At 60.1% G+C, this 18115-nt stretch carries 18 protein-coding genes and 2 pseudogenes; 9 read left to right on the top strand and 11 right to left on the bottom strand.

The genetic code is table 11. From position 1 onward, the window contains the following. Positions 1-204 precede the first annotated feature (204 nt). The 9 genes from A7X77_RS18125 to A7X77_RS18085 form a co-directional block, all read right to left on the bottom strand. Entirely contained in the window at positions 205-537 is a 333-nt protein-coding gene (locus tag A7X77_RS18125) for a type II toxin-antitoxin system RelE/ParE family toxin (RefSeq protein WP_064684222.1), read from the bottom strand. Then, the gene (locus A7X77_RS18120) at positions 534-773 is read right to left on the bottom strand and encodes a type II toxin-antitoxin system ParD family antitoxin (RefSeq protein WP_064684221.1); all 240 of its coding nucleotides are present in this window, start codon (positions 771-773) and stop codon (positions 534-536) included. The genes A7X77_RS18125 and A7X77_RS18120 overlap by 4 nt, the downstream gene beginning before the upstream one ends. A 96-nt stretch (positions 774-869) precedes the next feature. Continuing rightward, the gene (locus A7X77_RS18115) at positions 870-1853 is read right to left on the bottom strand and encodes a sugar kinase (RefSeq protein ID WP_064684220.1); all 984 of its coding nucleotides are present in this window, start codon (positions 1851-1853) and stop codon (positions 870-872) included. 16 nt (positions 1854-1869) lie between these two features. Next, entirely contained in the window at positions 1870-2685 is an 816-nt protein-coding gene (locus A7X77_RS18110) for a carbohydrate ABC transporter permease (protein ID WP_064684219.1), read from the bottom strand. Further along, positions 2685-3623: a carbohydrate ABC transporter permease gene (locus A7X77_RS18105; protein WP_064684218.1), complete on the bottom strand. Its 939-nt coding sequence runs from the start codon at positions 3621-3623 to the stop codon at positions 2685-2687. Before A7X77_RS18105 ends, A7X77_RS18110 begins: the two co-directional genes overlap by 1 nt. Continuing rightward, a complete protein-coding gene (locus tag A7X77_RS18100; protein ID WP_064684217.1) occupies positions 3623-4951 on the bottom strand; it encodes an ABC transporter substrate-binding protein in 1329 nt (442 codons plus the stop codon). The genes A7X77_RS18105 and A7X77_RS18100 overlap by 1 nt, the downstream gene beginning before the upstream one ends. A gap of 55 nt (positions 4952-5006) precedes the next feature. Next, the gene (locus A7X77_RS18095; RefSeq protein WP_197486855.1) at positions 5007-5684 is read right to left on the bottom strand and encodes a GntR family transcriptional regulator; all 678 of its coding nucleotides are present in this window, start codon (positions 5682-5684) and stop codon (positions 5007-5009) included. A 7-nt stretch (positions 5685-5691) separates the two neighbouring features. Next, a complete protein-coding gene (locus A7X77_RS18090; protein ID WP_156668126.1) occupies positions 5692-6576 on the bottom strand; it encodes a dihydrodipicolinate synthase family protein in 885 nt (294 codons plus the stop codon). 98 nt (positions 6577-6674) lie between these two features. Further along, positions 6675-7712 (bottom strand): class I SAM-dependent methyltransferase, encoded by a 1038-nt coding sequence (locus tag A7X77_RS18085; RefSeq protein ID WP_064684214.1) that lies wholly within the window; start codon positions 7710-7712, stop codon positions 6675-6677. 230 nt (positions 7713-7942) lie between these two features. On the opposite strand from A7X77_RS18085, the gene A7X77_RS18080 reads away from it, so the two are divergent. The 4 genes from A7X77_RS18080 (at position 7943) to A7X77_RS18065 (ending at position 11936) form a co-directional block, all read left to right on the top strand. After that, on the top strand, positions 7943-9889 hold the full coding sequence (locus tag A7X77_RS18080; RefSeq protein WP_064684213.1) for a putative bifunctional diguanylate cyclase/phosphodiesterase: 1947 nt from the start codon (positions 7943-7945) through the stop codon (positions 9887-9889). Between the two features lie 116 nt (positions 9890-10005). Further along, entirely contained in the window at positions 10006-10863 is an 858-nt protein-coding gene (locus tag A7X77_RS18075; RefSeq protein WP_064684212.1) for an AraC family transcriptional regulator, read from the top strand. Between the two features lie 36 nt (positions 10864-10899). Beyond that, positions 10900-11634 (top strand): AzlC family ABC transporter permease, encoded by a 735-nt coding sequence (locus A7X77_RS18070; protein WP_064684211.1) that lies wholly within the window; start codon positions 10900-10902, stop codon positions 11632-11634. Further along, a complete protein-coding gene (locus A7X77_RS18065) occupies positions 11631-11936 on the top strand; it encodes an AzlD family protein (RefSeq protein WP_064684210.1) in 306 nt (101 codons plus the stop codon). The genes A7X77_RS18070 and A7X77_RS18065 overlap by 4 nt, the downstream gene beginning before the upstream one ends. A 20-nt stretch (positions 11937-11956) precedes the next feature. Here the strand turns inward: A7X77_RS18065 and A7X77_RS18060 are convergent. Both A7X77_RS18060 and A7X77_RS18055 read right to left on the bottom strand, forming a co-directional pair. Next, positions 11957-12173: pseudogene (locus A7X77_RS18060) on the bottom strand (carbohydrate ABC transporter permease); the annotation flags it as partial. Positions 12174-12199: 26 nt separating this feature from the next. After that, on the bottom strand, positions 12200-13225 hold the full coding sequence (locus A7X77_RS18055; protein WP_064684208.1) for a LacI family DNA-binding transcriptional regulator: 1026 nt from the start codon (positions 13223-13225) through the stop codon (positions 12200-12202). A 424-nt stretch (positions 13226-13649) separates the two neighbouring features. On the opposite strand from A7X77_RS18055, the gene A7X77_RS18050 reads away from it, so the two are divergent. The 5 genes and pseudogenes from A7X77_RS18050 to A7X77_RS18030 all read left to right on the top strand — a co-directional run bounded on the left by A7X77_RS18050 (position 13650) and on the right by A7X77_RS18030 (position 18115). Further along, positions 13650-14795, top strand: a complete 1146-nt coding sequence (locus tag A7X77_RS18050) for a fatty acid desaturase family protein (RefSeq protein ID WP_064684207.1) — start codon at positions 13650-13652, stop codon at positions 14793-14795. A 47-nt stretch (positions 14796-14842) separates the two neighbouring features. Further along, positions 14843-15154, top strand: coding sequence for a MocE family 2Fe-2S type ferredoxin (locus A7X77_RS18045; protein WP_064684246.1), 312 nt, complete (start codon positions 14843-14845; stop codon positions 15152-15154). Then, complete coding sequence (locus tag A7X77_RS18040) at positions 15151-15987, top strand: 3-methyl-2-oxobutanoate hydroxymethyltransferase (protein WP_064684206.1); 837 nt, start codon at positions 15151-15153, stop codon at positions 15985-15987. The genes A7X77_RS18045 and A7X77_RS18040 overlap by 4 nt, the downstream gene beginning before the upstream one ends. Before the next feature lie 94 nt (positions 15988-16081). Continuing rightward, positions 16082-17020: pseudogene (locus A7X77_RS18035) on the top strand (substrate-binding domain-containing protein); the annotation flags it as partial. A 72-nt stretch (positions 17021-17092) separates the two neighbouring features. Continuing rightward, on the top strand, positions 17093-18115 hold the full coding sequence (locus A7X77_RS18030; RefSeq protein WP_064684245.1) for an ABC transporter permease: 1023 nt from the start codon (positions 17093-17095) through the stop codon (positions 18113-18115).

The raw sequence follows: 18115 nt of genomic DNA, 5'->3' as shown, positions 1-18115 counted from the left end.
GCCAGCGAGCGATCCTGCGACGTTCATCCATGTCGATCTGGGAGTAGGTGCGTCTCATCAGCCATTCCTTGCGAGTGATAACCCATTGGCATCTATCGCAAGTCGCACTTCATCCTTGAACCCACCCGGCTACACACAAAGATCACATAAGACAGCTTATGGAACCGAACCTTTCTCGGAAGAGACCTGTCAAGATATGCCGAGCTAATCCGATTCTTCTGAATCCTGCAGCCACACCGGAATATCCTGCTTGGCGTGCAGAAGCCGCCACACGTCGATGTGGTCGGCTCGCTCAAGATAGAAGATCACATAAGGAAAACCCCTCATCGTCATGCACTGCAGCTCGGGGAGGCCGAGTTCATATGCGTGACGCAATGTACCCGATGCAGGATGCTCTGCAATAAAAGTATAGGTCAATTGCAGTGCATCGATGAAGCCTATCGCTATCTGTGCTCCCGCCGTGTGGGCGTAATAATTCACGGCATTCTCGACATCCCCGCGAGCCGACTGGCGGGGGACGATAGGTTTCGCGGTCACTTGGAGCTTTGTTTCGTTGCGCGCTCGCGCAAACTATCGAAATAGTCCGTATTAACTGGCTCGGTCGCCTCGGACGACGCGCCCTCAAGCAGGAGATTGCGCAACTGCTGCCGATCCCTATCGCGACGGATCAGTTCGCGCACATACTCGCTGCTCGTGCCATATCCTCGACCGGCGACCTGCTGGTCGACGAAGTGCTTCAGATTATCCGGTAGCGAGATATTCATTGTGCTCATGGGGCCAAAGTAGCCGCCATGGCAAAATTTGGCAAGGCAACTGCCTTCCTACGGCGGCGAGACGCGCCGTCGGCGACGCCGCTGCGTCCGGCTCAGCTATCGAACGATTTTGCTCGCCTTCTGGGAAACGCCAATGTTCCAAGTCCGAAGAGCATCGCACACCTCGGCTCGTGTGGGCGCGCCGGTGCGCCCGCCGAACACCTGGCATTTGAGCGCCGCCGCCATGGACGACAAGCGCATCGTCTCTTCGATCGGCAGGCCTCCAGCGATCGCCAGCGCGAAAGCGCCATGGAAGATGTCGCCCGCCGCAAGCGTGTCGACCGCTCTGACCGTAGGAGCGGCAAGATGGCGGATGTCGCTGCTTGGTTCATCGAACCACAGGGAGCCGCTCTCGCCGGCCGTGACGCTGATGAAAGCATGTTCAAATTTGCGCTTCAGGAGGCCGACGCTTTCCACGAGATCTGCCGTTCCTGCAAGCCGCTCGGCCGCCGGCTGCGAAAAGATGATGTGGCTGGCGGCCGGCGCCAGCATTTCGATGACGCCCTCGCCCGCAACATCGCCATCGAGAATGGCCGGCTTGCCAGCTTCGCCGGCGGCGATCAGCGTCCGCAGCGCAAGCTTCGGCCAACGAACGTCGACAAGCACGGCATCGAAGGCGGAAATCTCCTGCGCGCTGACCGGCCTGACCTGATCGTGGAGCCGCTCGTCATAGAAGGGCACGATCAGGCGTTCGCCCTCGTCATCGATGAGGATCGTCGAGACGGCCGAGCGGGCGCCCCGCACAACCGTCATGCCGCTCGTGTCTATGCCGCTATCCCCGAGGTCGGAAATGATGCGTTCGCCCGTGGCATCGTCGCCAACCGCGCCCCAGAGGCTGGCATCGCCGCCAAGCCGGGCGATGGCGAATGCCGCGCTCGACGCCATGCCTTCGGCGACCTGCAGCATCTCGTAAGGCAGGATCTTGCCCTGGCCTGTGGGCAGTGAGCGCACACGGAAGAGAGTATCCAGAACCGCCGCGCCGACACATAAAACGCGGCGCGCCGGACCAGGTGGCGGGTCGAAGGCGAAGGGAGTGGTCAACGGTTGCCTCGTCCGGTCACTTGACGGCGCCGGCCGTCAGACCAGCCACGATCTGCCGTTGGGCAAACACGGTCAATATCAGCACTGGCAAGGTGACGATCAACGCCGCCGCTGCAAGCGGCCCCCAACTGACCTGTTCGAAGGAGAGCATGTTGTAGACGGCGACGGGAAGCGTGCGCGTCTCGCGACTGGCGAGCACGATGCCAAAGACGAAGTTGTTCCAGGAGAAAATGACCGACAGGATGAAGGAGACGACAATCCCCGGCCTCGCGATCGGCAAGGCGACCAGGCGGAAAACCTGCCAGGGCGTCGCGCCGTCGATGCTTGCTGCCTCTTCCAGCTCCATCGGCGTCGTTTCGAAATAGCCGATCATGATCCAGACGACGATCGGCACGGTGACAACGAGATGGATGATGATCTGCGGCATCAGCGTGCCGAGCAGGTTCAGCCACTGGAACAGCAGGAAGAGCGGAATGAGGAAGGACAGGCCCGGCGTCATGCGCGCGATCATGATGACCATCGCCGACTTTTCCGCCTTCAGACGCGCAATGCCGTAGCCGGCCGGCACGCCGATCAGCAGCGCCAGAAGCGTGGCCGATCCCGTCACCAGCAGCGAATTCCAGAGATAGAGGAAGAAATTGTTCTCCTCGAAGACCTTCAGATAGTTCGTCCAGGCGAAACGCTCCGGAATGAAGATCGGTGGATAGGCGCCGTTGTCGATCTCATATTTTAGCGACAGCGAGATCATCCAGAGGAAAAACAGGACGACCGGCGAGATCATCACCAGGGCGACGAACAGCAGTCCGATGCGGTCGAGTGTCTTGCGCTTCATCAGCGTGCCTCCCCGTCCGACCAGTTCACGCGCTGCCGGATCATCATAAGGACGAAGGAGAGCAACACGATGAGGATGAAGAAAACAACCGCCATGGCCGAGCCGTAGCCGATGTCGTAATAGGCGAAGGCGGTGTTGTAGAGATAAATGTTGATCGTTTCCGACGCCGTGCCCGGGCCGCCCTGGGTCATGGCATAGATGATGTCGAAGCTCTTCACGGCATCAATGCTGCGAATGATCGCGGCGATCATCAGGAACGGCGCGATCATCGGCAGCGTCAGATAGCGGAATTTCTGCCAGACATTGGCGCCATCGATCTCCGCACTTTCATAAGGTTCGCGCGGAACTGCCGCCAGGCCGCCGAGCACGATCAGCATGACGAGCGGCGTCCACTGCCAGCTCTCGACCAGAACCAGCGAGGGAATGACGCTGCTCTGATTGTAGATCCATTCCTGCGGGCCGATGCCGACGAAGGAGAGGAGATAGTTGAGCACGCCGAGCTGCGGGTGGTACATCATCGTCCAGACGAGCGCGATAGCGACGGGGGTCGCCATCATCGGCATGACGAATATGCCGCGTATGAGACCGCGCAGCGGAAACTGGGCATCAAAGATCAGCGCCGCGAACGTCCCCAGAAACAGGGGGACGACCACGGAGAGCGTCGTATAGAGCACCGTGTGCCACAGCGACTCCCAGAAGCGCATGTCGGTGGCGAGTCTGATATAATTGTCCAGCCCCGCAAAGACCTGCGACTGACCGAGCGTCCAGCTGTTGACGCTCATCCAAACCGTAAACACCCATGGAAAGACGATGACGGCTGCGATGACGATGAGCGCCGGGATGACGAAGGGCCAGTAGTTGGGAGCAAACCGGTCCGGTTTGCTCCCGCCTTTTGGCGCCTTGGCCACTTCGGCCGTTTCGATGCTTGCCGAGGCCATTATCCCTCGCTTTTCGCCAGGACGGGTTCGAACTGCGCCGTCGCCGCCTTCAGTTCGGATTCAGGATCGGCGCCGCCGATCATGTTGGTGAGACCGACGCCATAGATGTCGCGGAACTCCGTGACCGGAATGATGACAGGCAGCGCGAGTTGCGAAATCTTGCCGGAGCCGGCGACCGCATCCAGCCATGCGGCCGGCATCTTGACGCCTTCGCGGACCGTCGCATCCTCAAGAACCGATTGCCGGAAAGGAACGCCGGCGCCGGCCTGCAACAGGCGTGCACCCATGTCGTGCGAAATCGCCCATTGGCAGAAGAGGTAGGCTGCTTCCTTTTTCTGGCTTGCCGCGACGACACCGAGGCCGTCGCCGAAAGTTCCCGCGGCTTGTGCTTTCGGTCCCTTCGGCATGATACCGTACCCGACCTGGCCGACGACACGGGACTTTTCCGGGTTCTCGATCGGCGGCGCAAAGCCGACGCCATCGAGCCACATGCCGATCTTGCCTTGCAGGAAGGCCGACTGCGCCTCGGCCCAGTTGAAGCCGGAGACGCCGGGAGGGGCGGTCTTGGTCATCAGCCTCTGATAAAGCTTGGCCGCATCGATCGCCTCTTGCGATGTCGTACGCAGCTTGCCGTCCGGTCCGAGCGGGCTCGAACCATAGCCGAGCAGCAACGTCGTCCAGACCGGCGTATTGGCGTTCTTCAGGCCGCGGGCGACGAAGCCATAGGTGTTGGCCGAGGCATCGGTCAGTGCCTCCGCAGCACTTGCCAGCTCTTCGAAGCTCGTGGGATATGCAAGCCCCTTCTTTTCGAACAGCGCCTTGTTCCAGTAGATGATCCAGTAATCGACCGAGAAGGGCAGCGAACGCAGAACGCCATTCGCATCCTTGGCGAAGGCCAGGCCTGCTTCGGCAAAATCGCTTTCAGTGAGCGACGGGTCGGTCAGGGATGGGTCCTTGAGAAAACCGCTGATATCGGCAAGCCAGCCGCCTTTTTCGAACTGCCGTTTCTGAACGTGGTAGCTCATGTGCACGACGTCGAAGCTCGGCTTGCCGGAGCTGAGCTCAATCGTCGTCTTCTGGCGCTGCTGCTGTTCAGGCGTTGCTTCGGCATTGACCTTGATGCCGGTGAGTTCCTCGAACTCGGGCAGGTACTTGGTCAGGATTTCGCTGCGCGGGCTCTTGACCAGGTTGACTTCGAGCGTCGTGCCGGCGAAGCGCTTCCAGTCGACGGCAGCGGCGGCCGGCCGCATGCCGAGCATGCTGCTGGCCCCGAGAGCGGCTGTGCCCGCCAGAAAACCGCGCCGCGTCGGATTGAAGAATGATGGCATGTTGATCCTCCTCCTTTTGCCGGCGATCTCCTCATCCCCGGCTGTTCATTCCCGATTATATCCTGAGCGCACGATCCCTTGCATGATTGATATGCGCGACAAGGCTGTTGACGGCGTCCTCCGCCGATCGTCGTTCGATTGCCTCGAGCACTTTCAGATGCTCGCCCATGACGGGTCCGACGTGACCGTCGATGCGAAAGCGATCCTGGCTGATCAGGCGCATCTTGATCGAGTTCACGCGGTAGGCGTTCGAAATAATGGTATTTCCCAGGGCATCGATAAAGGCATCATGCATGCCCCAATCGACGGCCTGGGCACGCAGCTCCAATTCATGCGAGCCATCGCCGTTTCGGATGGCCTCGGCAATATCCCGATGCTGCTTCAACAGTCCGGCGATCGTCTCGTCCGACGCCGACCGGGTGAAGAGCGCCACCGCCTCCTTTTCCAGGAACACGCGCAGCTGGAACGCTTCGCGAATGAGGTTCAAATCGATGTGAGCGATCTGCAAGCCCCGCTGCGGCACCGTCTTGATCAGCCCTTCGGCTTCAAGCCTGGGAATGAGCTCGCGGATGGCGCCGAGCGTCAGTCCCGTCAATTCCACGAGACGGCGCTGCGAAACGAACTGGCCGGGGCGCACGTCACGCGCAAGCAGGTGGCGCGTGAAACTCGCATAGGCCTTTTCCCGCAGCGTCGGCTGCTCGTCCGTTACGTCCATCGCCTCCTCCACCACCATGTCCGACCTATGCGGATTTCGACCGGAAAAGACCGTCGAAAGCGCGGAAAAGCTGGCTCTGCCCCTCCCCGGATATTGAAACGAGCGGCGGACGGACCGCAAGCCAGATTTCATCAGATGTCTGATGTGCCACCATGGCTTTCACGGCTGGGACAACAGGATATTTGAGTAGTTCGTCTACGAATGCCTCGATGCGGGGATCGTCCTTGCCGTCTTCGGCCATCAGCTTGACGTCGCGGGGTACGAAATTCGCCATGCCCGAGATCGCGCCCTGGCCGCCAAGTCGTACGCCCCTAGAAAGATGGCGTTCATCGCCGATCAGGATGATGAGGTCGCCATGGGCCTCGAGCAGACTTTCCGTGAATGGCCAGTCGCCGGACGAATCCTTGACACCGGTGACGATGTGCGGAAAGGCGCTCCGCAAGCGGCCGATCAGCGACACCGTCAGCGGGACCATGGTGATCGAGGGAATATTGTAGACGATGATGTCACGCGCCCGATCGCCCAGCATAACGAAGACGGCCGAAAACCACTGGAAGACGCCCTCGTCACCGACATTTTTGAAATAGGACGGCGGAGCCAGAAGGATGTTCCTGGCTCCCAGGGAAAGGGCGTGGCCCGCCTGTATCGCCGCATCCTCCGCCGAGTCGACCAGAACGCCGGCGATGATGTTCTCTGCCGCGATCCCTGCATCGAGAAAGGCCGCCAGCACGCGCTCGCGTTCCCGGCTTCCGATGGATGAGCCCTCGCCCGTCGTCCCGAACAACGTCACGCTGCCGCAGCCAGCAGCAAGGCACCGCCGCCCCTGCGCAATCATCGCATCGAGGGCGATATCGCTCCTGCCGTCAAACGGTGTGGCAAGGGCGACAGAAAGCCCGAATTTTGACGGCAAAATCATTCCTCCCCCATCTGGTGGATCAGATGTAGCAGACTGACATGTTAGCTGTAAAGTCCTAGGCCCGAAGTTGCCGGCGTCGATCAACGTGCGGCCTAGGACTTTTTTTCGATTTCACAGTAGACAATGCTGCGGTTTGAGCCGGACCAAACAGACATCTTCGCATCCGTCCCAGTCACGCTTTCACCGGCGATCAAGCCCATTTCGCGTTCTGAGCGCAACAGTAGCGCCCAGTTCATGAATGTCTCCATATAACCGTCGACATCCGTTTCCGGGGAGAAGTTGGCGAAGAGGAATGTGCCGCCGGGCTTAAGCATGCCGACGCACTTCCTGGTCAGTTTGACGGCCACCGCGTCCGGCAAATAGTCATAGAGTCCTGCGGCGTAGATGAAATCGAACATTCCCAGTGCATGCCTTCCACCGAGCACGGATTTGACCGATCCGTTCACCGCCTCGACCGACGTGCCGGCGAAATCGCGGGCGACTGTTCCGACGCTCATCGGGTCCTGATCCAAAGCGACCCAGCGTTTGATCGCGCCGGCGCCGAGCGCGCGCGACAAAGGCCCTTCCCGAAGATGCCCCGAAGCGATGGCCAGAACTTCGATGGAACCAGGCCGAGCCGAAGCGATTTCGTCGACGCGGCGCGCCAGAATGTCTCGACGCTCCCTTACCGCGACGGATGACGAAGCATTTCGAGTATAGGCGTAGATCGAACGTCCCAAGTCGCTCGATGATGCGACTGCGTTCTCGATCTCAGGCCTGCCGTAGATGAAGTCGAGAAGGCGTGCGTCGCCGGAATAGCCGCGCGGCTTCTCAAACGACCAGCGGGTCAATGGATCCTGATGCAGATAGTGAGCAACCGGATGAGATTGCGCGATCGGAACGATGACGTCCCACACGTCAGGATGAATGCGACGCCGTAGCTGATGCAGGGCCTCGGTGAGCCGCTCGATTATCGCACCTGGCTCGACACCGGATTTGAACTGGCGGATCGACACGTCAAGGCTGACGGCAAGCTCGGCTTTGGCAACTATAAAGTCGCCCGGCTTTGGCGGTGCAAACCTCCGTGCTGCCTGGCGAATTTCACCGGGCGCAACCAGACTTTCACCATCCAAGACAAGACTTCGTACCATTTCGAGACCCCCTTGACCTAGCGTTAAGCATAATCAACCTCGGAATGGGATGCGACTGGAATCTACACGGGATAAGGGTAATTCTACTATTGCGGGTCGGAACCTCCTCCTCTACGAACATTAAATAACAAGACAAACCCGTTGCAGGTTGCCGAACGAAATTTTGGAGGGCGCCGAAGCATGGCTTACAGTTTATCTTCGTTAGATCGTGGCCAGGCTGGCATCGTTACATGAGCGCGGCTTTCGATACCGTGCAGCGCGACCAATCAACCGACAGCTTTTCATTTTCCGAGGCCTGCAAGTCTCTGGAAGCTGAAAATGATGCTATCCGAAGGCAAAGCTCACGGCATGGCCTTTGGATCGCGGTCGCCGTTTATGTGGCCTTTGCACTTCCCGATCAATGGCTGATTCCCGATGTTGCGCCTGTGACAATCGCCGCGCGATTCGTCGTCGCAACGATGGCGCTGCTGACTTTCGAAGCCTTGCGACTGTCAAAAGCGAAAACCATCTGGCTCGATATTACATGCGCCTCTGCACTGATTGCGGGCTATTTGGCCTGGCTCTGCCCGGCGATTGGCACCCGTGACGTCACCGCCATGTCTTACTACATGATTTTTGGCGCCATTTTCATGATGGGCGCAAACCTCTTTTTCACTTTCACATTTCGGCTGTCGGTCATCACCTCCAGCTTCGTGCTCTGCGCATTTTTCGTGACGATCGAGGCGTATTTTCCTTCAAGTCAAATCTACAAACTGGCCTTCGGCATGTTCTACATTTCCTGCTTTGTCTTTACGTCTTCCATCAATTGGCGATTGAATGTCGAGCGTCGAAACGTGCTGCTGAATGCGGCGGAGGCTCGCTATCAGCACTGGGAAGCCTCCGAGCGCGGAAGGTCGCTGCTCGAGCTTTCAAATACCGACTATCTGACAGGCATAAACAACCGACGCGCGCTGGATCTGCGGCTTGACGAATGCTGGGCCGCCTGGAAAGACGAAGGCTGTGACTTCGTCGTGTTCCTCATCGACGTCGACTTTTTCAAACGCTTCAATGATCGCTACGGGCATCAGGAAGGAGACCGATGCCTGACTGTCGTCGCCAATGCGCTGAAGGCGGTTGTAGAGTCGTCCGGTGGCATGATCGGCAGGTACGGCGGCGAGGAGTTTATCGTGGTCATGCCGGCTGAAACTCCCTCGATCGCGATGAGCCTAGCCGAAAAGATCAGAATGGAAGTCGAGTTTCTGGCGATTGCTCATGACGAGCGACCAGATGATAGCCCGATCGTAACCGTCAGCATCGGCGTCGCTTTCACCCGCGAGGGCGTTGGAGAGAAAGTGGAGCGAATAGTGCGGGAAGCCGATCTTGCTCTCTACAATGCCAAGGCCAATGGCCGAAATTGCATTCGTAGGTTTGATCCCTCGTTGCCTCGCCCCGACGATAATGCTGGTAAACTCGTCCCGCTGCTGACGGCGGCCATTGACCGCAAACTGGTCTCGCTCGTTTACCAACCGATCTTCGACCTGACGAACGAGAGAGCAAAAGCCGTCGAGGCTTTAATGCGCCTCAGGATGCCTGATGGCACCGCGGTTTCGCCGAGGACATTCATTCCGGTTGCAGAACGAACGGGCGCTATCCTCGAATTGGGTAAGTGGGCGATCGAGACGGCATGCCGTGACATACTAATGACAGATCGAATGGCCACCGTCAGCGTCAACGTGTCGCCCATACAACTGCGGTCACCCGGCTTCGCCGCGAGCGTCGCTGATATTCTTGCTCGGTGCGGCGTCCGCGGGTCGCGGCTGGCCTTAGAAGTCACCGAGGGCCTGGACATGGATATGCAGTCGGAGGTGCTGAAATGCATTGCGGATCTGCGGGCTCTCGGCGTCGAAATTTGGCTTGACGATTTCGGCTCCGGCTTCGCGGGCCTCTCTTGGCTGAGGGCGATCGAGTTTCAGACGGTCAAGGTCGATCGGACCTTTCTGCACGACTGCTCCAACCCACGCGGGTTGACGATGCTTCAGGACATGGTCTCTCTCATCCGCAATCGTGGGAATACGATCCTGGTGGAAGGCGTCGAAACGGCAGCACAATTGTCCCTCCTCAAGGATCTTCGCATTGACCGCGTCCAAGGCTTTCATATGGGAATGCCGGTTAGCGCCGAACGTCTGAACGCGGCATAAGTCGAGCTCAATGTTTCCAGAAGACCGGTATCTTTTGCCGATCGTCTGGGATTTGGCCAATTTCGCGGATCACTTTTGTTCAAGAAGCGTCGCGGGAAAACTGCTATATCCGCCCGATGCAGAATATTTCCCAGGAACAGGCGACCGAAGCCATGCCACTCGCTGGAGCAGAGACGACGCGCTTTTGGCGCGATCCGCGCTTCGGCGGCATGGAATGCCTGAGCGCGACCTTCCTGACGCATGAGTTCGCACCGCACGCCCATGATACGTTCAGCATCGGCGCCATCGAGAGCGGCAGCCAGATCGCCACGATCTGCGGTGCTCGCGAGGCCTCCGGTCCCGGCGATCTCTATTTGATCAATCCGGGCGAGACGCATGACGGGGCGCCGACCGATGGCGGCTATCGCTATCGCATGATCTATCCCGACCTGTCGCTCTTTCGCGAAATCCTCGAGGATGTCACCGGCCGCAGCTTTCACGGCACGCCGGCCTTCGGCAAGCAGATTCTTCACGATCCCAAACTGGCCGCGGCGTTTCTTGGTGCCCACCGGACCTTGGAGGCCGGAGTCGGGGCGCTGGAGACCAGCCAGAGCATGTTCCTGGTGCTCGACGCAATGTTTCGCCAGCATGGAAGCTCGATCATCGTGCCGACCGACACCTCGGAGCGTTCGGCGGTTCGGCGCGCGCGGGATTATCTGACGGAACACTATGCGACCGATCTGGGGCTGGAAGAACTCGCCGCCGTCGCCGGGCTTAGCCGCGCGCATCTGATCCGCGCCTTCCGCAAGGAATTCCATATCACGCCGCACGCCTTCCTTACCGATGTCCGCGTCAGGAGCGCGCGCCGCAGGCTGCGGGCCGGTGACCTGCCGGCAGAGGTCGCGCTGGAATGCGGTTTTGCCGACCAGGCCCATTTCACCAGGCACTTCAAGGCGCGCACGGGATTAACCCCTGGCCAGTATCGGGCGCGATAATCACTTTCGTTCAAGACGTCGCTTCGGCACGGCTCTATGACCTCGGCATCAAGCGGAGGTTCGAACGTGCGCAAAAATGAAATCTGGGCGGAATTTTCAGGCGGAATGCGGGCGATCGCGCCACTCGTCGCCGCCGTCATCCCGATTGGGCTGGTCTTCGGCGCTGTCGCCGCAACGAAGGGGCTTTCGCCTCTTGAAGTCGGCCTGATGAGCGCGTTCGTGTTTGCCGGCGGCTCGCAATTCGTGGCGATGGATATCTGGACACATCCCGCCTCTTGGACAAGCCTCGGCTTTGCAGCCCTTCTCGTCAATATCCGCCATGTGCTGATGGGAGCATCGATCGTCACAAAGATGCAGTCGTTTTCACCGCGCGCCCGTTATCTCTCGGTGCTCTTTCTGGCCGATGAAATCTGGGCGATGGCGGAATTCCGCGCCCGTGTGGCGAGGCTGAAACCGGCATGGTTTGCCGGGCTGGCAGCGCCCTTCTACCTGGCATGGGTTCTGTCAGGGCTGGCGGGCGCCATCCTCGGCACTTTTCTTGGCGAGCCCGCAAAGCTTGGACTGGACTTTGCTTTTCCGGCCGTCTTCATCGTGCTCATTATGGGATTCTGGAAGGGACGCGAGACTGGCGCCGTTCTGCTTGCGAGCGCCGCGGCGGCCGTGCTTACCCATCACTTCATACCCGGCGTCTGGTATGTCGCGGCCGGTGCTGTTGCCGGTGTCGCCGCGGCGACCCTCAGCGGTATGCGCCGCCTGGAGGTGACGCCATGACGCTCGACCTGCAGGCCCTGCTCGCCATTCTGGCCATGGCGGCTGCGACAATCCTGACGCGTGTCAGCGGGCTCTTTCTGCTGCGCTATGTTTCGCTGGACGGCGGCAGGCGCAAAGCGATCGAATCCATTCCGCCCGCAGTGCTGATGGCCGTGGTGGCGCCGACCGCTTTTGCAACGGGGATCGCGGAGAGCGCCGCCTGTGCCGTTACTGCGCTCGCGGCCCTTCGCTTGCCGATGCTGGTCTCCGTCGCGGCCGGCGTCGTGTGCGTAGCGTTGCTCAGGGCGATCGGCCCGAACTGAGCCGTTGCGGCAAGATCTCGCTACTCCTTCACCGCCCCCGTCATCGACGACACGTAGCAGATGACGAAGAAGGAATAGAGGATGACCACAGGCAGCGAGCCGAAAGGCGCGCCCGCCATCAGCGGCCACCATTCGAAGAGGTCGCCGGACACCAGTTCGGTCAAGACGCCGACCGGAATGGTCTTGATCCAAGGACTGGATGAACGTGAGCGCATAGATGAATTCGTTCCACGACAGATTCTCTTACGCAAGCGCGTTCCGCTTCAAACGAGTGGGATATTCTCGCGAAAGATGATCCGTGGCTCGATGTTCTTCAAAGACAAGGTCGGCGTGCTTGCCGCGATCGAACCGAGGAGCCTGATGACAACCTGCTCGCCGATCAGGCGCGCATTCTGGTCGATCACGACGTCGATCAGATCTTCTGCCAGCCATGCCCGCGTCGCGTCAGTGAGGTCATGCATGATGACGAAGGGACGCTTCTTTCCTTTCGCTGCTTGCAGAACTTCGGCGATGCCGGCCCTGCCTGCCCCGACGCAATAGACGCCGACGAGATCGTCGGTGTCGCGCAGCATCCGTTCCATCGCCGGCTGGGACAGCTTGTTCTCGTCACGGGTTTCGATGGCAGGAAGGATCGTCAGATGCTTGAATTGCTCCTCCAGCAACGTCCGGAATCCATATTCCCGCTGCTGGTGTCCGTGGAGCGTTCGCGAGCCGAGGAACAGTCCTATCGATCCCTTCTTCTCACGCGACGTGAGGCCCATGATCAGCGCCGCGGTTCGCCCCGCCACCAGATTATCGACGCCGACGAAGGCAGAGCGTGGGGTCGAGAGAACATCCGTCACGATGGTCACGACGCGGACGCCGGATTCGCACAGGCGGCGGATCGCATGCCGTGTCTTCGGGTGATCGACGGCAATCACGCCGACGCCGTTGGTCCGGAGCGGAAGACCTTCCAGCGCCGCTACGAGCGCGTCAGGGTCGATGCCGTCGAGTGCCGTGACATTGCACGACGCCACCAGCGGCAGGGATGACGCGAAGCTGGTGATCTTCCTGGCGACGTCCTGCATGAATGAGTTGTGCGCAAAGGGGATGAAGAACTCCAGATGCGCGGGGCGCGTGGGCAAGGGAAGCATCCCCTCGGTCGGCAGATAGCCAAGTTCCTTCGCGGCGCGAAACACCCTCTGGCGATTGGCGGCAGTGACACCACCACGGTCGTTCAATGCTCGATCGACCGTTGCAGTCGAGAGGCCAGCCTTCCGGGCGACATCGGAAATGGTCGTTTTCTTCATGATCCTTCCCTTTGCGCAGTTGAGGGAAATGCCGTTTTGTCACATCAAAACATGAGGCTAATTACATCATATACCACCTGCAACATATTTAGGTACGGCGGAAATGAAATAAGCGTCTCAAATACAAATAATTACCAAAGGTTCTGCGAAATTCCAATCAGCAGGGGAGGAAGCAGCTGATGTGATTTGATGTGATATTGAGTTGCGAAGCTTCTATCGGCAGCCCAGTTTGGCATCAGCAGGATCATTACGGGTAGCAGACCGATCTCGCGGCGGCCCGGCGTGATGAATATGGATGTAGGGGCGAACAGGTGATGTGTCCGGAGCGATCCGAGGTGCCGGCGGCAATCCTGGTGAACGGCCTGAGCGGGACCGGTCTGTCGCTTTCAGCGCAGCATTTGTTCCCGCCACCGGAGATGATCGCATGAGCGCCAATTCGGCTAATACCGAAACATGCGGGCAGCCTGCCGCCCGCCCCCGCGACTACGGTTTGACCGGTGCTTCCGCTAGACAAGCCGTCGAGGCGGGGCTGGTGGCGGCCGAATGGTATCACACCGAGGTGCCGCGCAAGCTGATGAAGGAGTTGATGCAGCGCAGCGACCAGCCGGCGATCCGCGACACGATTTTATGGGCAGTTCTCCACGTGGCTTTTGCCGCTGGCGGCATCTGGTTCTGGGGCAGCTGGTGGGCGGTGCCATTCTGGTTTGCCTATGGGGTGATGTATGGCTCGGCCTGCGATGCACGCTGGCACGAATGCGGCCACGGCACCGCCTTTCGCACGCGCTGGATGAATGACGTGCTTTATCACATCTGCTCGTTCCAGGTGGCACGCAACCCGGTGAACTGGCGCTGGAGCCACGCCCGCCACCATACCGATACAATCATTGTCGGCCGCGATCCCGAGATCGCCTGGATGCATCCGATCGCGCTGACGCTGAAGGCGCTCGCCTATACCGGCGTGGTCGAGGTCTGGCAGAACCTCAGGACCCTGGCGCGCAATGCGGCCGGGGCCCTCTCGCCGGACGAGAAGGACTATGTGCCCGAGAGCGAATGGCCCAAGGCGGTGTTCTGGGCGCGGGTGCACATGGCAATCTACGCAGCCGCTATGCTGACCAGCATAGGCATGCTCATCGCCGGTGCCGGTTGGAAGTCGGCGATCCCGCTTCTTCTGATCGGTGGTCCGCGCATCTATGGCTGTTGGCATATGGTGATGACCGGCCTCCTCCAGCACGGCGGGCTCGCGGAGGACGTACTCGACCATAGGCTTAATTCGCGCACCGTCTATATGAATCCCGTCAGCCGCTTCATCTATTGGAACATGGGCTATCACGTTGAACACCACATGTTCCCGATGGTGCCTTACCATGCGCTGGCAAGGCTGCACGAGGCGATCAAGCACGACCTGCCGCCCGCCAACACCTCGATCTGGGACGGCTATCGCGAGATGTTTCAAGCGATCATTCGGCAGAGACGGGAGCCCGGCTATTATCTCAAGCGTGCCTTGCCGCAAGGGGCAAAGCCTTATCGCGAAGAGCTGCATGCGGCTGTGCCGGAAAGGTCCCTCGCATGATCGCCCCGCCATCAGAGATTCCGATTGAACATGGAAACGAGGACCATATGCCCTGGATTGCTGCCTGCGCCGAAGACGACATCGAAAAGGAAGACGTTTTGGGCTGGGTCCATGGCGGACGGAGTTTTGCAATCTTTCGCAGCCCTGACGACGAATTCTTTTGCACCGATGGGCTCTGTACCCATGAGCAGGTGGAGCTCTCAGACGGATTGGTGCTCGACTATCTGATCGAGTGTCCCAGACATAATGGCCAATTCGATTATCGAACGGGAGAGGCCAAGCGCTCGCCTGCCTGCGAGAACCTGCGAACCTACTCCGTTCGGCGCGAGGACGGGCAAGTCCTGGTGTGGGTCGAATGACAGAGTTGAGGAGAGAGGAGAGCCGGGGCGCCGCATCACGCCGTTTGCCGACGGTGGCGGACCTGCGCGCCTGGAAAGGCCGGCGCCAGTTGACCATGCTGCGCTATTTCAGCCTCGATGAGGCGGCAGCCGCCGAAGCAGCGGGGATCGATATCGCCTCCGTGCCGGCCGAGATCGTCCTTGATCCACGCTACCGCGCGGTTGCGCCGACGGTCTTCTCGATGACCGGGCAGACCCATCTCGAGATGGGTACGCCGGACGATTATCTCCGCTGGTGCGGCAATGCGCTGAGCCGCGGCGCCGACGCGGTCTACTGTTCGGGCTCGCTGAAGACGGTCGAAAAGCTCTCCCGTGAATATTTTCCCGTCGTTGGTCACGTCGGGCTGGTTCCTGCCCGCGCCACCTGGACCGGTGGCTTCAAAGCCGTCGGCAAGACTGCCGAGGCGGCGTTGCGGCTCTTCAAGGAGGTCAAAGCCTATGAGAGCGCCGGTGCCTTCGCGGTCGAAATCGAAGTGGTGCCCGCCGAAGTCGCAGCTGAGATCGGCAAACGGGTCGAAATCCTGTTGTGGTCGATGGGTGCCGGGGCTGGCTGCGACGCGCAGTATCTCTTTGCCAACGATATACTGGGCTACACCGAAGGCCACGTCCCGCGGCACGCCCGAACCTATCGCGATTTCGGTGCCGAATATGCGCGGCTGCAACGCGAGCGGATCGCAGCTTTCACCGAATATGCAGCGGACGTCGCCGGTGGGGCCTTCCCGCAGGATCGTCATCTGATCCGCATGGATCCGCGCGAACTGAAGAAGTTCATCGACGGGGTCGATCGGCAATGAGGAGGCCGCCCGCCGCCACGTCGCGCGTCATACAACAGCTTTCACCGGCCGGGAGGAGCTAGAGACCGGCCAAACCAAAGGGAGGAAACGGGACATGCTGAGACGGACTTTTCTGGGCGCGGTGGCCGCATTGGCGCTGATGCCGGCAGCAGCAATGGCGCAGAGTGCGGCGAACAAAACCTTTTACTGGATATCGCACGGCTCCCCGACCGATCCGGTCTGGACCTACTTTCTTCAGGGTGCCGAGAAATTCGCTGCCGATACCGGCGTGAAGGTCAACACGTCCTTCCATTCGAATGATGTACCGAGCCATCAGGAAGCCATCCGCGCCGCCATCGCCGCCGGCGCGAACGGCATCTGCACGACGAGCCCGGGGCCTGGCACCTTGGTGGATGTTGTCAACGAGGCCAACCGGGCCAACATCCCGGTCATCAACTTCAACACCAAGGATCCGGCGCCGGCCTGGAGAGCCTATGTCGGCGTCGACCTCAAGGTCGTCGGCCGCACGTGGGCACAGTATCTGGTCGACCATAAGCTGGTGAAGAAGGGGGATTTCGTCTGGATGCCGCTCGAAGTTCCGGGTGCAGGCTACGGCGAAGAGGAATCAGCGGGTGCCGACGAAGTTTTCAAGCCGCTCGGGATCACCTGGGAAATCCAGGATGCGTCCTACGACCAGGCCGAGGCCATCAACCGGATGACCGACTACGTGACCGCCAACCGTAAGAAGATCAATGCCGTCATCGGTCTCGGCGATCTCGTAACCGGTTCTGTCAAACGCGTGTGGGATCAGGCCGGCATCGCCAAAGGCGAGATTCCGGTGGTGGGATGGGGCAACTCGTTGGATACGACCACGGAGGTCAGCGAAGGTTATGTGAATGCCGGAATGTGGCAGGATCCGTTGGCAACTTCATACATGTGCCTCTCGGCGCTGATGGCTGAAGCGAACGGCATCCCGATCAACTTCGACATTATCACAGGCGCACTCTACGAGGCCGATAAGGCGCCGTTCTACGCTAAGATCATGGGCGGCAAATCAGTATGCCATCCCGGCATCCGCGGTACCTTGCCGCGGATGCCTGTTCCAGCCCCAACGCGAGAGTCAACCATGATCGAGCAAAGCAGCGACGCTCTTACTCCGCAACGTGACAGGCCTAGCCTGGTCAGGACGTTTATCGCCTATCCGGAATTCGGGCCTTTCGTCCTTCTGATCGCGATGCTGGTCGTTTTCACGGCGATCAACCCCGCCTTCCTGTCGCTGATCAATGTCGGCAATGCCCTGACTTTCACGGTTGAACTCGGCCTCATTGCGCTCGCAATGACCCTTCTGATGACCGCGGGGGAATTCGACCTTTCGGTCGGCTCCGTCTTCGGCTTTGCCCCCGTTGTGATGTGGACATTGTTCAATGCGGAGCTGCTTCCCCTGCCGCTGGCCTTCCTTGCGGGAATAGCCGTCGCTCTGGCGATCGGCCTTTTCAACGGCCTCTTTGTCACCCGTCTCGCCATCCCTTCATTCCTGGTAACGCTGGGAACGCTGCTGGTCATCCGCGGCACGGCCTTGTGGCTGACGGCCGGCTTTCCGCAGCGCACGTGGAGCGCCGGAGAGCAGTGGTTGGCGCAATTGCTGGTCGGCGACTTCTATATCGGCAACCTGCGTGTCTTCATGAGCCTGATGTGGTTCGCGGCGCTGGCATTGGCACTCCACTACGTCTTGACCCGTACCCGGTTCGGCAACTGGATACAGGCGACAGGCGGCAATCCCAATGCCGCCCGAAACCGCGGGGTGCCGACTGCCAAGGTCAAGGTGATCCTGTTCATGCTGTCGGCGGCAATGGCGGCCTTTGCCGGCATCGTCTCGTCGATCCGGGTCTCGGCCGCCAACCCGAACGCCGGGACCGGCTATGAGCTCGAGGTCATCGCGATGGTCGTGATCGGCGGTACGGTGTTGACCGGAGGGCGCGGGACGATCCTCGGGACCATGCTCGGCGTCCTGATCCTGCGACTGATGCGCAACGGGATCGTCCTGATCGGGGTGCCCGGTCTCGCCTACAATATTTTCATCGGTGCGATCATTCTGGCGATGATGGCGCTCCATGCCGGCCTCGAGCGCCGGCACAATACGGGGGTCTGA

The sequence above is a fragment of the Rhizobium bangladeshense genome (genome assembly GCF_001662075.1).
Classification (GTDB): domain Bacteria; phylum Pseudomonadota; class Alphaproteobacteria; order Rhizobiales; family Rhizobiaceae; genus Rhizobium; species Rhizobium bangladeshense_B.
This window is presented reverse-complemented; position numbering and strand designations above follow the sequence as displayed.

Bases quoted from the DNA above. Each gene is read 5' to 3' on its own strand.
- A7X77_RS18030 (WP_064684245.1), top strand. From the start codon at position 17,093: ATGATCGAGCAAAGCAGCGACGCTCTTACTCCGCAACGTGACAGGCCT.
- A7X77_RS18040 (WP_064684206.1), top strand. From the start codon at position 15,151: ATGACAGAGTTGAGGAGAGAGGAGAGCCGGGGCGCCGCATCACGCCGT.
- A7X77_RS18055 (WP_064684208.1), bottom strand. From the start codon at position 13,225: ATGAAGAAAACGACCATTTCCGATGTCGCCCGGAAGGCTGGCCTCTCG.
- A7X77_RS18105 (WP_064684218.1), bottom strand. From the start codon at position 3,623: ATGGCCTCGGCAAGCATCGAAACGGCCGAAGTGGCCAAGGCGCCAAAA.
- A7X77_RS18110 (WP_064684219.1), bottom strand. From the start codon at position 2,685: ATGAAGCGCAAGACACTCGACCGCATCGGACTGCTGTTCGTCGCCCTG.
- A7X77_RS18070 (WP_064684211.1), top strand. From the start codon at position 10,900: ATGACCTCGGCATCAAGCGGAGGTTCGAACGTGCGCAAAAATGAAATC.
- A7X77_RS18050 (WP_064684207.1), top strand. From the start codon at position 13,650: ATGAGCGCCAATTCGGCTAATACCGAAACATGCGGGCAGCCTGCCGCC.
- A7X77_RS18080 (WP_064684213.1), top strand. From the start codon at position 7,943: ATGAGCGCGGCTTTCGATACCGTGCAGCGCGACCAATCAACCGACAGC.
- A7X77_RS18085 (WP_064684214.1), bottom strand. From the start codon at position 7,712: ATGGTACGAAGTCTTGTCTTGGATGGTGAAAGTCTGGTTGCGCCCGGT.
- A7X77_RS18095 (WP_197486855.1), bottom strand. From the start codon at position 5,684: ATGGTGGTGGAGGAGGCGATGGACGTAACGGACGAGCAGCCGACGCTG.
- A7X77_RS18075 (WP_064684212.1), top strand. From the start codon at position 10,006: ATGCAGAATATTTCCCAGGAACAGGCGACCGAAGCCATGCCACTCGCT.
- A7X77_RS18065 (WP_064684210.1), top strand. From the start codon at position 11,631: ATGACGCTCGACCTGCAGGCCCTGCTCGCCATTCTGGCCATGGCGGCT.
- A7X77_RS18120 (WP_064684221.1), bottom strand. From the start codon at position 773: ATGAGCACAATGAATATCTCGCTACCGGATAATCTGAAGCACTTCGTC.
- A7X77_RS18100 (WP_064684217.1), bottom strand. From the start codon at position 4,951: ATGCCATCATTCTTCAATCCGACGCGGCGCGGTTTTCTGGCGGGCACA.
- A7X77_RS18045 (WP_064684246.1), top strand. From the start codon at position 14,843: ATGCCCTGGATTGCTGCCTGCGCCGAAGACGACATCGAAAAGGAAGAC.